The organism is Phaeobacter sp. LSS9 (assembly GCF_003443595.1).
Lineage (GTDB): Bacteria > Pseudomonadota > Alphaproteobacteria > Rhodobacterales > Rhodobacteraceae > Phaeobacter > Phaeobacter piscinae.
This window is the reverse complement of record NZ_CP031957.1, coordinates 40,606-54,918: the sequence shown is the minus strand read 5'-3', so window position 1 is coordinate 54,918 and position 14,313 is coordinate 40,606. Positions and strand designations below refer to the sequence as shown.

Here is a 14,313-nt window from a genome sequence, read left to right as displayed (position 1 = left end):
CCAGAGGCGCCTCAGATCGCGCGCAGAAGAATATACATGCTGATCTGCCTGATCTCTCCGCCAGCCTGGCGGCGTCAGGTTCCGGTTTTCAGCAAAGGTCCACAATCAACCCATTTTCCAACCGCGCCAAGCAGCGCTTTTTTGTTGATCGGCTTGCTTAGGAAATCATCCATGCCCGCCGCCAGACATTCCTCACGATGTGATTGCAGCGCGTTTGCCGTCAACGCCACTACCGGGCAGCGGCCCAGACCGTTGTCCTTTTCCAGCTGACGTATCTCAGCCGTCGCATCGATCCCGTCCATTACAGGCATCATCATATCCATCAGCACGATATCCGGATGGTGTTCCTGAAACATCGTCACCGCCTCTTCCCCGTTGGCCGCGATCAATACCTCTATCGGCGCCGCCTTCAGCATGCGCGAGACAACCAGCTGATTGGTCCGGTTGTCTTCAGCCAGGAGAAGTTTCACCTCAGGCACGACGGGTGTGTCCACGCCCTGCACCGGAACGGCCTGCGGCGCCTCCTCGGTTGTCGTCTCCAAGACGCGGCTCATGACCGACTGTAACTGCGCAGCCCGCAATGGTTTCAGGGCGACCTCACAGCGCCCCAGATGCTCTCGGGCCTCCCGGTCAATGGTATTTTCAACAGAGGATAAGATCACAATGGGCAAATCACGGTATTCTGGAATGTCCCGAATGCGCTCCGCCAGCTCCTTGCCGTCCATGCCCGGCATCTGGAAGTCCTGCAGAATAACATCGTAGTGGGTGCCATCGTGGCGCGAATCCAGCAGCAGCTCCAGCGCCTGATGGGCTGAGCCTGCGGCGACGCTTTGCACGCCCCATGTTGCCAGCCGTTCAGTCAGAATGATCCGGTTGAGTTCAAGATCGTCAACCACCAAGGCCCTGAGCCCCTTGAAATCACGCACATCCTGCGCCCGTTTCGGCTGACTTGGCCGGATCCGAAGCGGCAGGTCGATGGTGAAGACAGACCCCTTGCCAAGTTCCGACTGCACAGAGATCCGCCCACCCATCAATTCCAGCAACCGGGTCGAGATCGCCAGGCCCAAACCGGTCCCTTCGTAGTTCCGCGTGGCGGCGCCATCGGCCTGCTCAAACGCGTTGAAAATACGATCCAAGCGGTCTTCGGGTATGCCGGCGCCGGTGTCAGTCACCGAGATGCGCAGATCTGTCCGATCATCGTCAGTCTCCCCGGACACCTCAATATAAACATACCCCTTGCCGGTAAATTTGACCGCATTGCCTGCAACATTGGTCAGAATCTGGCGAATACGCCCGACATCACCTTCGTAGCATTCCGGCAAACTAGGGTCATAGCGCAGGGTCACCTCAACGTTCTTCTCTGCCGCCTTCGGTGAAAGCAGCGTTACCACATCCTCAATCGCGGTCTGTAGATTGAAGGGCGCGCGCTCCAGCTCCATCTTTCCAGCTTCGATTTTGGAGAAGTTCAGGATATCGTTGATAATGGTCAGCAGCGCCGATCCCGATTTTGAGATCGTCTCGGCATACATTGTCTGATCTTCATCCAGATCGGTTTCAAGGATCAGCTCAGCCATCCCGATCACGCCATTCATCGGTGTGCGGATCTCATGAGACATATTCGCAAGGAATTCCGATTTCGCCCGATTGGCGATATCGGCAGCTTTGCGCGCCTCATCCAATGCATATTCGCGTTCATCCCGTTCGGAGAAAGTGTCTTCCAGCACTCCGACAGAAAAGTTGAGCGCCCGAAACTCGCGCGAGGCGAACCACGGTAGACGGGCCTGCAGCCCCGACAAACCGGCAATGGCATCCGACATTCGCTGATGGATGATCTGCAAAGGGCGCAACGCCAGCACACTCACCAGGATCAGCACCAGTAGCGATAGCATCGCCACAGCAACCACAGTCCACATGATGGTCTGACTGACCTTGTGCTGCACCATGGCCTGACCTTCACGCGTCGACCAATGGACAACCATACGACCGAAATCAAAGCCATCCAGCGTGATCGGTCGATCATACATGACAAAATCACCCGGCCCCACCTGATCGATCTCGCCCGCTGCGGCAATCGGGGTGCCGGCGCTGTTCTGGATCTGGATCTTCAGCAGCTTGGGATTGCGTGCAATCGCCTCAATCAGACCGGTTTCCAGGACCGGCACGTCCTCAACAATGATCGACTCAAGCATCAGCCCGCTCAGCAGCGAGATGGTCAGCTCAGCCTGTTCTTTCAATTGCGCCTGAAGATTTTTGGTCTCGTACCGGCGTGCGACATCGCCAATTGCTGCCGCAACCAGCAGGGCTGCAAGCGACAAAGACACGACGATCTGAAAGAGTATGCCCGTGCGTTTCATAAGGGTCCCCGGTGAAGGCACTAAAATGCCTGACTTTGCTCCATCGCGTCGCGGATCAGGTCGTAATCGGAATCAGAGCCCTGAAGGAAGCCGTTTTTGGACACCCGCCGTACGATCTCTTCATTTTCTGAGGACAGCATGATCTCACGCATGGCCAGCAGCACATTCTCCGGCAGGGTCGAGGATGCCAGCCAAGGCTTCGTGACATTGTCAAAACTTGCCAGGATCCGAATCGGCACACCCTTGGCGATCAGTTTTTTGTAGGTGCTTTCCTTCAGCGCACCTGCCGTGAATTTACCGGCGCCGACAGCCTCCCCCACCAGATCATGACGGCCGAGGTAGTCATAGGTGTGCAGATCACCACTGTCGATTCCGGCCTCCAACAGATGGCTCTGCGCCAGATATCGGCCAATGGTCGACAGCTCATCTCCGAAGGCAAAGCTGAGGCCCGCAAGATCCGACAATTCAGTGATCGCACTGTCACGGTGAACCACAATAACGCCCTTGAACCGCTTGCGCCCCTTCTTTGATTCCATCGCAACAATCTGGATGCCCGGATTCTGTTTCATCACGTGAACATAAGAGGCAGGCCCAAAGCGCGCGAAATCAACATCCCCGCTGGCAAGTTGATCGATACCCTCTTGATATTCCTTGGCAACTGTCATCCGAATGATAACTTTTTCGCCTAAAGCCTCCCCCAAACGATTGGACAGAAACGTCAAAAAAGGGCGGTATTTCTTGACCGTCACGGTGGGTTTATCCGCAGCATAGGTGCCAAACGTCAGCGTGATATCGGCGCGGGCGGCCATCGGCGTCATCAGCATCAGCAGGCAAACGCAGATCATCGACCACAGGCGCATCACACCCGCAGCTCCACAATGATATTTCCAGGCGGTTGGCATCTCGTTCTCCAGTCTGAACCCGGACAGGGCCGGTTCGGTGAATCCACGCATTTGTTTACCCTGAATAGTGAGAAAATTTGGTTAAGTGATCCTGAAATAGTATAAATAATTTTACGGCTCGCTCTCGGCGCAGCCTGAATATTAACGTTTAAGTAACGATTTCAGCGCTCTTTTGTAAAATTCGTCACAAATTTGAAGATCGGGCACAAGCCCGGCAGGACCTCCCGTGATACCAAAATACATTCGCTCCCACACACCCGTTTCTCGCCTGTCGCTGGCGGTTCTTTTCTCGTCGGCGCTGGCACCCGCAGCGGCCTGGGCCATTCCCTCGCCGGAGCTGGTGATCGGGTCGGTCTCCTCCTTGTCGCAGGTGCTTGCAGTGGGGGTTGCAATGGTGTCCGGTCTTGGTGCGGTGGTCGCAGCCAAACTTGGCCTGCAACCAAAGGGCAAGACCGAAGCGAAGCGCTATCCGGTCAAATTGATCACCGGTCTGGTGCTGGCAGCGCTGGCGCTGGCGATGCTGAACTACTGGCAGTTCACAACCCAACTCGCCGCTGAACAGGCCCGTTTGCAGGCCACCCTGGTGCGACCTGCGCAATTCGACGGCACCAAGATCAAGGATGCGACGCTCAAGGAAACCAGTTTCTCGCGCCAGTCGGACCACCCGTTGGCCATGTCCACTGCTGATGCCGCTGCTGCGCTCAACGATGGTCAGACATTGTTCTACGACATCCGTGAAACCGGTGAGAACGCCATGGGCACCCTGCCCGGCGCAACCCATATCCGCTTCCCCGACTTCCTGCAGTCGCGCCCAGTGCAGCCGGGTCAGAAGGTTGTGTTGTTCTGCCACAATGGCAACCGCAGTTCCGAGACCTGCGCCAAACTGGCGGCAATGGGCATTGATTGCAGCTTCATCGCCGGTGGGATCGAAAAATGGATCGTTGAAGGGCGCGATTTCTCCGACAAGGATGTGAAGACCCTTTCGGATCTGCGTGCGATCCCGGACTACCCCGGCCGCGATGTGCTCCTCAGCACCGCTGATTTCACCACCTTGTTGAACACCGAAGATCTGCAAATCGTTGATACCCGCTATCCCGGGGATTTTGACGCGGGCCATCTGCCAGGAGCGGTCAACATTCCGATCCGCAAGATGACCACCGCCGACCTGATGCAACGCATCAGTGAGCTGGACCCCAGCAAACCTACGCTGGCCGCCTGCTATGATCGGCGCAGTTGTTTCATGAGCCAGGTTCTGGGTCTGGAATTGGCGCAGAAGGGCTTTGATTTCCGGGGACGGTACACGTTGCCATGGGAGTATTTTATCGCACCGGCGCCCAAACCGCATGTTCAGGCCTGGCTTGCCGACCAGCAAAGCGGGCTTTGGGACAAGGCGATCTCAGGTCTCGCGACCGCCCTCCTCTGGGTGCATGAACGCAGCCATATTCTGCTGGGCCTGCTGGCGTTGTCGCTGATCACCCGGATCATGATCCTGCCGGTCGCGCTGAAATCCGAGCGTGACCAGATCACCACCGCCGAAACCGCGGATGAGATGAAGGCGCTGAAAGAACGACTGGCCGATGATCCCGTACGCAAGGCCCGTGCAGTGCAGGCATTTTACGCCGACAAAGGCCTGACACCGATGAAAAACCTCAGCGCGTTGTTGTTCCTACCGGTGATGATGCTGGGGGTCTCCGCCGCACAAGAGGCCAGCGCCAGCCTGCAGACGCCGTTCCTGTGGATGGCTGACCTCGGCCTGCCCGATCCGCTGTTCATCATGCCGGTGCTGTTCTGCGCGCTTGCTGCGGTTTACCTGTTGTGGGCCGTCGCCAAAACCAAGCGCCAGAAACTGCTGTGGATGGTGCTGGGCATGCCTGCGCTCTTTGCCATGGTGTTCAGCCTATCGGGTGCGGCAAATACCTATCTCTGCTTCAGCCTGACGCTGCTGCTGGTGCAGCGTGCCTATGTGACAGGCATGCACCGCCAGCTTGGCGACGCCATCGCCTTGCGCGCCCACAAACGCCGCCTCGCCAAACTGCCGCGCGGCGTGATCCCGATGGGCTACACCGAGGAGCTGGAACACGCCGGCAACAAGGCCCTGCGCCTGTCGATCCTGCGCAACGCAGGCCTGCCGGTGCCCGGCGGCGTAATCGTGCGCTCTGATGCGATCCACGACTACCGCGACATGTCCGACGCCCAGAAAGACGCCTTTGCAGCCAAGGTCTTCGGCCTAGCTGGCGGCAAACCAGTCGCCGTGCGCTCCTCTGCCAGCAATGAGGACGGCGCTGATCAGAGTTTTGCCGGGGTTTTCGAATCCGTCCTCGATGTGACCGCAGAGACCATGCGCGCAGCCCTGGACGAGGTGGTGACCAGCTTCTCCTCAGACCGCGCCGCTAGCTACGCAGGGGATGGCGACAGCACCGATCAGGGTAATATCGTGGTTCAGGAAATGGTTCAGGCTGAATATGCCGGCGTCCTATTCACACAGGATCCCATGGCGCCGGGCATGTGCATGATCGAATGGGTCGAAGGCTGCGGAGAGGATCTGGTCTCCGGCCGCGTCACCCCCACCAGCCTGCGGTTTGGCCGCTACACAGGATTGCCTGCCTCCGAGGATCAGGACCAGACGCTGGACATGGCACCGCTTCTGGCGCTTGGGCAACACATCGAAGAGACCTTCGGTGCGCCGCAGGATGTCGAATGGGCCTATGCCAACGGTCAGTTTCAGATTGTACAAAGCCGCGACATCACCACGCTATCCCTTGGCACCGAACAGGAGCAGACCCGTCTGGCCGAATGGCGTGATCTGCTGGACCACTATGCGGACGCTGATCCGGACCAGACCATTCTGGAACAGGACGAAATGTCGGAGGTTCTGCCGCGCCCGACACCCTTGTCATTCTCACTGATGGGCAGTCTCTGGTCGCCCGGTGGCAGTGTTGATCTGGCCTGCCGCGCCCTGTCGGTGCCCTACAATCTGCCCGAAGGCCGCGCTGGTCATCTGGTGAACCTCTTTGGCAAGACCTACGTCGATGTCGACCTCAAGGAGCAGATGACGCTGAAGCTGACCGCAACCAAGGCCAAGCAGCTGCGCAAACAGGCCCGCCCGATGATCGACCGCTTTCACGCGGAGGTTCTGCCCCGGCTCAGCGATCAGCTGGCGTTCTGGCAGGCCGTGGACTACGCCGCCCTGCCGCTGCCCAAACAGCTGGAGGCGATTGCGACTCTGCGCGACCTCTTTGTCACGGACATCTATGTCGAAGCCGAGAAGGTGAATATTATTGCTGGCTTCACCATGGGCGAGGCCAGCGCCGCCGCCGCAGGTGACCCTGCGCTGCGTGCCCATCTGATGCATGCCGAGCTGCCCAATGCACCGTCCAGCCTGCTGGCGTCCTGCACCGGGCCGATGGCCGAAAGCCGCGCACAGGTTCTGATGGGGCATCGGTCAATCTTTGACTATGAGCTGTCGGCACCACGCTACAAGGAAGCCCCCAGCCTGCTCGCGTCGCTGCTCGACAGTTCGGTAGAGCCAATCAGTGGCACCGTCACTCCCCCGGCAAACCTGCCCGAGGATCTGCGTGACACGCTGGATCTGGCGATTGCCTATCAGGATCTGAAGGAGCAGGCCAAGCACGAGGCCCTGCGGGTTCTGGCAGAGTTGCGCCGGGCGTTGCTGGCACTTGGCAACCGCTCCGGTCTGGGTGATCTGGTATTTTATCTGGACATGGATGAGATCATGACCGGCAACTGGGACCAGCCCACAGCGCTGAAAGATCAGGCCACAGCCCGCAAGCACCGTGAGGAGCTGCGCAAACCCTCAGCGCCAACCTCCGTCAACCTCACGCTGCGCGACTGTGAACTGCTGTCCCTAGGAGCGCAGGCGGGATCCGGTGATGGCAGCCTCGGCGGCACCTGCGTCGCGGGCAGCGGCAGTGTTGAGGCCCGCGTGTTCTGGGTCGAGGATGAAACCGCCATTGGCCCTGATGTCTTTGACGGTTTTCAGGATGGCGATATTCTCGCCTGCCGCATGATCAACCCCGCTTGGCTGCCCTATGTGCAACGGTCGGGAGCCGTCCTCAGCGAGGTTGGCGGCTGGCTGAGCCATATGGCGATTGTCGCGCGGGAGAAGGACATTCTGATGCTGGTGGCCTGCAAGGGGCTCGACCAGCTGGCCCATGGTGAGCGGATCACCGTGGCAGAGGATGGATCGATCACGCAAAGCAACGCATCAGACCTGCAGGCGGCATCCGCCTGACAGACCAACGCATCTGCCCCCGCCGAACCGACCAATGGTCCCCCGGCGGGGGCAGAACATATGTTCCGCCTTGCACTCCATCACCCAAATGGTCTGAACTGCCGGAATGGACCCCCACCTTGATCCCCGACAGACCCATCGCCTGCTCGATCAGTTGAAAACCCAGATCGACAGCCTGCCCCCGGCCCTCTCGGCGGCGGCGAAATACATCATCGACACGCCCGGCGACTTCGGGCTTGATCCGATCCGTGTCTCCGCGACCAAGGCCGGCGTCAGTGCCAATTCACTTGTCCGACTGGCCGAACATCTTGGTTTTGACAGTTTCGAAGCCTTGCGCGCCCCCTTTCGTGCCGCACTGACCACCGAACGCGAGGGCGGGCTGGGCCTTGGTTGGCTGGATCGGTTGGAACAGACCGCCGACACGGCCCGTCACGGTCGCATTGCCCGCAATGAGGTGAACATCGTGGCCAGGTCCCTGCGGCTGATGACTCCGGACCGGACCGCCGCCATTGTCACCGCACTCAGCTCGGCACGGCGCTGCTATGTGACCGCGACCCGCGCCAGCTACGCCCTGGCCTATTATTTTCACTACGTCGGCCGCATGGCCTTGCCCAGTCTGGATCTGGTGCCCCGTCACATGGGTGCTGCGGTTGACGAACTGATGGAGATCGACGCAGAGGATTGCCTGATCGCCATGACCTTCGCCCCCTATTCCTCCGAAACGTTGCAAGCCCTGCGGCTGGCCCGCAGCAAGGGGGCGACGCTGATCCTGATCTCCGACAGCGAAGTTATCGCGCCGGGACTACAGCCGGACCACCTGTTATTGATCGCGGATAACGCGTTGCACCCCTTTGGCGGCTACGGCGGCGCGATGGCTGTTCTGGATTGTCTGCTGACCCATCTCGTCGATGCCGGGGGCCAGGATGCACAGGACAGGATCCGCACCTATGAGGCCCTGCGCGAAGACACCGGCGCCTATTGGCGCGGGGGCAAGCTGCCGAAGGTTCCAAAATAGACTGTATTAGAGACTATGCCGCCGCTCAGAGCCGCAGGTCTGACTGATCCGGCCTCAGCACATACTTCAGATCATAGAGCAGCGCATCAGCCCGGCCCAAGGCCCGGATCTGCGCAGCACCCATGTCGCGAAACTCCTGATGGGCCACCGCCAGAACCATGCCATCATAACCGCCCGCCTGCGGCTCCGCGACAAGATCCACACCGTATTCAGCCCGTGCTTCATCAGGGTCCGCGTGGGGATCATAGACATCCACTGTCAGGCCAAATTCCTCAAGGCAACGCACGACGTCGATCACCCGTGTATTGCGCAAATCAGGGCAGTTTTCCTTGAAGGTCAGCCCCATCACCAACACCCGTGCATCGGCAACCGCCATCTTGCGTTTCAGCATGGACTTGACCATCTGGCTGGCAACATAGGACCCCATTCCGTCATTCAGACGCCGCCCTGCCAACAGAATTTCGGGGTGATAGCCCAGCTGTTCTGCCTTGTGGGTCAGGTAATAGGGGTCAACGCCGATGCAGTGTCCGCCCACCAAACCCGGTCGAAAATTAAGAAAATTCCACTTTGTCCCCGCCGCGCGCAAAACCGCTTCGGTATCGATATCCATGCGGTTGAAGATCTTGGCCAACTCATTGATCAGCGCGATGTTGATATCGCGCTGGCTGTTCTCAATCACTTTGGCGGCCTCGGCCACGCGAATGCTCTCAGCCTTGTGGGTGCCCGCCGTCACAATCTCACGGTATAGCGCGTCCACCCGATCCGCTGTCTCCGGGGTCGAGCCGGAGGTGACTTTGACGATATCCGGCAGGCGGCGCGTCTTGTCACCGGGATTGATCCGTTCCGGGCTATAGCCCGCATAGAAATCACGGTTGAAGGTTAGACCGGACAAGTGTTCCAGAACGGGCACGCAATCCTCTTCGGTGGCGCCGGGGTAGACCGTCGATTCATAGATCACCAGATCGCCGGGTTTCAGCACTCGCCCAACCGTTTCAGACGCGCGCAGCAGCGGCGTCAGATCCGGCCGACGGCTGTCGTCGATCGGGGTCGGGACGGTCACAATGAAGATCGTGCAGTCGGCGATCTCCGCCGGGTCAGCGGTCAGTTTCAGATGCGCCGCGCCTGACAGGGCCTCGGCACTGATTTCACGGGTGCTGTCCTGACCGGCCCGCAACGCGTCAATACGCTCGGCGCTGATATCAAACCCGACCACCGGACGGGATTTGCCAAACTCAACCGCCAGCGGCAGCCCGACATAGCCAAGCCCGATCACGCAAATCCGTTCTGTCCCGCTCATGCCGCTGCCTCAATGGTCTTGGTCCGCCCGATTGCCTTTCATAAGGGGCCTCAGCCCCAAGTTTCAACCATATGCGGCCAGATCCCTCCCGAAACCGGGAGAGATCCACGGTTGGGCTGCTTCAGAAGCGCAGCGACAGGCAGGACATGCCGCCGTCAAGCTTGGCACATTCCGTGTTGCTGATCTGCACGACCTCAAACCCCTCCCGGTCCAGCATCTCTGCCGTGCGTGGGAAATCCGCCGCCATCAACACCAGATTGTTGTAGCGGATGGCGTTGGCAGCCGCTTCTTCACCCTCAGCCACATGCAGCACCCGGTAGCCCTCAAAACAACCGGACGCATCCAGCCGTTTGGTGGACAAAATGGTCTCACCGTCCATCAACGAACAATCTGTCTTGAAGTGCAGCACCCCCTCTGGTGTGAACACTTCGCGCAGGCTGTCGCCCCAGTCGGCGACGATCTCTGCCAGCTCCGCTACGCCCGCCGCATCAGTCCTAGCCGAGCGGCCGACAAGGATTTCGCGCTCCGTGACCAGAATATCGCCGCCTTCGATAAATCCGGGGCCTTTGATCTCGCGCACCTCATCATAGCACTGGCGCAGGGTTGGCGCCATTTCGGCCACCTCTCCCAGTCGCGACGGCGCGCCGGGACGCATCAGCACCGCGCCCTTCGGCAGGCAAAGCGCTGTGTCCTCCACAAAAACCGCATCCGGGAAGGCTTTCAGCGGCGGCAGTTCGATCACCTCGGCGCCCGTGCTTTTCAGGGCGGCGACATAATCGGCATGGGCGGCCAGCATCTTGTCCAGATCGGGGGTGCCGATGTCCTCCGCGCGCAGCCCATCCGTGATGCTGGAGGCCGGGCGGCGGGTGATGGCGCGGGTGAATTCATAGGTAGGGTTGGTCATATCTCAGTCCTTTGTCGCCAGTGTTGGCAGGAATTTGGGGGTGGTGATTTCGATCATGCGGGGGCCGGTTTCCGTCGCCGCGCTCTTCACTGCGGCGACAACCTCCTGCGGATCCGCCGAAACTGAACGATGCGAGATCCCGAAGGAGCGTGCCGTTGCTGCAAAATCCGGTGGTGTCGGATCGCAGCCGACCACCGGCACGCCGACATCCTGCATCGACCGGGCAATTTCCTGATAACCGTGGTTGTTCCAGACGATGAACGTGATCGAGAGCGCCTCATCAACCGCCGTCATGATTTCAGGCAGCGAAAACTGCGCGCCACCATCGCCGACAATACAGATGACCGGTGTCTCAGGCGAGGCAATGGCCGCACCAATAGCCGCAGGTATACCATAGCCAAGCGCGCCATAGCCGGTTGCTGCATTGAACCAGCCGCCGGGGCGGTCGTGGTCATAGTAAAGGTTTCCCGCATAGATCGGCTGGGCGGAATCCCCGACGACAATTGCCCCCGGCACCGCCGCGCGCAGCGCGTTCAGCACCATAACCTGAGCGCGATAACTCTCGCCGATTTCGTCCCAGGCAGCCGCCCGGGTCTGTTCCGCCAACCCGATGCCCCAATCAGTTGGGCTATGCACATCCGGTTTCCATTCCGCCAAGGCCGCCGACAAAACCGCAGCAACATCACCATGGATCGCCAGCTCCGCCCGGTGACGCGCCAGCTGGTCCGAACAAAGGTCGACCCGGATCAACCCTAGCATCTGCGGCATCACGCCCGTGGCATACATATCGTAATCCGTCGGTCCCAGCTCAGTGCCAAGTGCCAACACCATATCCGCCGCCTCGATCAATTCGCGTACCGAGCCAAGGCTGGGGCTGGCAGGCACCGACAACGGGTGGTCAAACATCACGCCGCGCGCGTTAACGGTCTGGACCACGGGCGCGCCCAGATATTCTGCCAGCTGGCGCACTTGATCCGCACAGAACCGCGCGCCGCCCCCGGCCAGGATCACGGGACGTTCCGCTGCGGTCAGGCGCTGCATCAGCGCCGCCAGATCTGCCGGGGATACACGCCCCCTGCCCTGCTCATCGGGTGGGATAGTTTCTTGCCCGGCGTCCTCCTCGGCGGCAATCCCTGCGACATCCAGCGGGATCTGCACATGGGTGGGACCGGGCCGAGACAGCGCAGCGCCCGCAATTGGTGCAAATGCCTGATCCAACGCGGGCGTCAGCTGCTGCGGTGCCGCAACATGCTCTGACCTCAGCGCGACCATCTTCGCAAGGGCATGCTGATCCGGCAACTCATGCAGATGGCCCATTCCTTGCCCCAGAGAGCCGCTGTCGTTCACACCCGACACCACCAGCATCGGCACTGAATCTGCCCGCGCCTGGGCCATTGGGGTCAGCGTATTGGTCAGCCCCGGCCCCGTGATGACAAAGGCAACGCCAGGCCGACCGGACACCCGTGCATATCCATCCGCCATAAACCCGGCGCCCTGTTCATGGCGCGGCGTGATATGGCGCAGGTCGGAATTCCCGAGCCCACGGTAAAGCTCGACCGTATGCACCCCCGGTATGCCAAAGACATGCTGCACACCGCGTGCGGCCAGTTCCTCAACCAGCGCCTCACCAACTGTGGGTGTCGCGGTTTTGTGATCCCCCATGGTCATGCGACCTCCGCTGATGTGCGGCTGGCATGATCCACGATACGCGTCAGCGCGCGATCAAATGCGTCATCCTCAATCGTGAGTGCCACCCGCACCCAGCCCCGCAAGCTCTCGCCGAAGGATGATCCTGGCATCACGGCAACCCCGGCGCTGTGCAACAGGTCCTGCGCATAAGCGTCACCGTCCAGACCGGTTGCTGCCACATCAATCATGGCAAACATGCCAGCCTCCGGGCTGTGCACCCGCAAAACCGTGTCGCGGTGCAGACGCTCTGCCAGCTTTGCCGCACGCGCTGCAAATCGTCTGCGCATCCCCTCCGCCACGGGCGAGCCTTCGCGCACCGCCTGCTCCGTCATATCCGCGATGAAAGGCTGATTGCCGAACAGCATCGTCTCCGACAGCGGCAGCAACCCATCACAGAAGGCCGTGCTGGAAATACACCAGCCACTGCGGAACCCCGGCGCCGCATGTGATTTGGAGATCGACGACACCACAATCACCCGCTCGGCAAAGGCCGCGCGCGCCAGCGGCGACACAAATTCCGCCGCGTCAAACACCAGCTGCTCGTAAACCTCATCCGAGATGATCCACAGGTCGTGCACCTCCGCCAGCCGTCCAATGGCGTCGAGATCCTCAACCGTCAGAATGGACCCCGTAGGATTGTGCGGTGTGGTCAGCAGAATGACGCGGCTGCGGGGGGTGATTTTCTCTGCGATATCATCGGCCTGCATCCGAAACCCATGCTCGGCCCGCAACGGCACCGGCACCATGTCGGCGCCACTTGCCCGGATCACGCCTTCATAGGTGGCATACATGGGATCGCCCACCAACACCTCGTCCCCGTGCTCGGCGACCCCCATCAGGACCGCATAAAGCGCGGTCTGTGTGCCCGGAAAGCACAGCACGTTGTTCGGCCCCAAAGCCCGCCCGGTGCTGGCGCTGTAGCGTGTTGCAAGGGCCTGGCGCAGGTTGGCTTCGCCGCGCCCGTCCGAATAGCCGGTGCGCCCGGCCATCATCGCGGCGCCAGCAGTCTGCATCAGCGCCTCAGGTGTGGGCGCATCCGGTTCACCAATGGTCATCTCGATGATGTCCGCGCCGGCGGCGATCATCTCGCGCGCGGTCAGATGCACCTCCCACTTGGCCCCGCCAAGCCCCGCCAGCCGCCTGGTCACATCGGTCATTCTCATGGCTGTTCTGCCTTATGCTGCAAGTTCAATCCCAGAATTGCGCCCACGGATTCCAATCCGATCATCGGCAATTCGCCCTCTTCAAACGCCTCCGGCAAGGCACCGCCTTCCATCCAGAGCCCGTCGATCACCGCGTTACAGGCCACCGCCAAATGATGCAGCCGCGCCGCGTCGACGGGGGTTCCCGCCTCGTCCAGCGCGGCTGCGATCAACTCGCCCAGCTTGTCGCGAAAATAGTCATAGGTGCGTTGGTGGATCTGCCGCATCTGCGGATCCTGCTGCACTTTGTTCAAAAACCCGGCCCAAAGCGCCACCGCCGTCGGCTCCACCACCGGTGGCAGCAAAGACGCCTCGACAAACTCGGCCAGACGGGCGCGGGCGGTTCCTTCCATCCCGGCAACCGGGGCAAAGGTGAGATCACTGATGAAGACCATGTGATGCTCATAGGCGGCGGTCATCAGGTCTTCCTTGGAGGAAAAATAATGCCGGATCAGCCCCTGTGTCACATCCGCCCGCTCAGCAATATCGCGCACGGTTGCGCCGCGCACACCTTTCTCGGCCACCAACTCCAAAGTAGCGAGGATCAGCGCCTCTTTCCGCTCCTGTGCGGTCGCGCGCTTAAATTTCCGGCGTTCACCTGACACGGGGCTCTCCAATGTGCTGCGCAATCACGCTGTCAGTAATTATACACTTGCATAATTACTCCAAGTCAGCCTTACTACAAGCCGAAATATGAG

9 protein-coding genes are annotated in these 14,313 nt (G+C 60.4%); 2 read left to right on the top strand and 7 right to left on the bottom strand.

The window, feature by feature from the left end:
• Positions 1-74: 74 nt before the first annotated feature.
• Together D1820_RS17560 and D1820_RS17555 are read right to left on the bottom strand one after the other, a co-directional pair.
• Positions 75-2,354 (bottom strand): response regulator, encoded by a 2,280-nt coding sequence (locus D1820_RS17560; protein ID WP_118070371.1) that lies wholly within the window; start codon positions 2,352-2,354, stop codon positions 75-77.
• A gap of 20 nt (positions 2,355-2,374) precedes the next feature.
• A complete protein-coding gene (locus tag D1820_RS17555; protein WP_371311720.1) occupies positions 2,375-3,199 on the bottom strand; it encodes a PhnD/SsuA/transferrin family substrate-binding protein in 825 nt (274 codons plus the stop codon).
• A 283-nt stretch (positions 3,200-3,482) separates the two neighbouring features.
• Between D1820_RS17555 and D1820_RS17550 the strand changes: the two genes are divergently transcribed.
• A complete protein-coding gene (locus D1820_RS17550; protein WP_118070367.1) occupies positions 3,483-7,508 on the top strand; it encodes a PEP/pyruvate-binding domain-containing protein in 4,026 nt (1,341 codons plus the stop codon).
• Between the two features lie 106 nt (positions 7,509-7,614).
• On the top strand, positions 7,615-8,523 hold the full coding sequence (locus tag D1820_RS17545; RefSeq protein WP_118070365.1) for a MurR/RpiR family transcriptional regulator: 909 nt from the start codon (positions 7,615-7,617) through the stop codon (positions 8,521-8,523).
• Positions 8,524-8,548: 25 nt separating this feature from the next.
• Here the strand turns inward: D1820_RS17545 and tviB are convergent, their stop codons facing one another.
• From tviB to D1820_RS17520, 5 genes are all read right to left on the bottom strand, one after another.
• Positions 8,549-9,820, bottom strand: a complete 1,272-nt coding sequence (gene tviB, locus D1820_RS17540; RefSeq protein WP_118070363.1) for a Vi polysaccharide biosynthesis UDP-N-acetylglucosamine C-6 dehydrogenase TviB — start codon at positions 9,818-9,820, stop codon at positions 8,549-8,551.
• Between the two features lie 121 nt (positions 9,821-9,941).
• Complete coding sequence (locus D1820_RS17535) at positions 9,942-10,724, bottom strand: dimethylarginine dimethylaminohydrolase family protein (RefSeq protein WP_118070361.1); 783 nt, start codon at positions 10,722-10,724, stop codon at positions 9,942-9,944.
• Positions 10,725-10,727: 3 nt separating this feature from the next.
• Entirely contained in the window at positions 10,728-12,386 is a 1,659-nt protein-coding gene (locus tag D1820_RS17530) for a 5-guanidino-2-oxopentanoate decarboxylase (RefSeq protein WP_118070359.1), read from the bottom strand.
• Positions 12,387-12,388: 2 nt separating this feature from the next.
• A complete protein-coding gene (locus D1820_RS17525) occupies positions 12,389-13,576 on the bottom strand; it encodes a pyridoxal phosphate-dependent aminotransferase (RefSeq protein WP_118070357.1) in 1,188 nt (395 codons plus the stop codon).
• Positions 13,573-14,220, bottom strand: coding sequence for a TetR/AcrR family transcriptional regulator (locus tag D1820_RS17520; protein ID WP_118070355.1), 648 nt, complete (start codon positions 14,218-14,220; stop codon positions 13,573-13,575). Before D1820_RS17520 ends, D1820_RS17525 begins: the two co-directional genes overlap by 4 nt.
• Between the last annotated feature and the right edge of the window lie 93 nt (positions 14,221-14,313).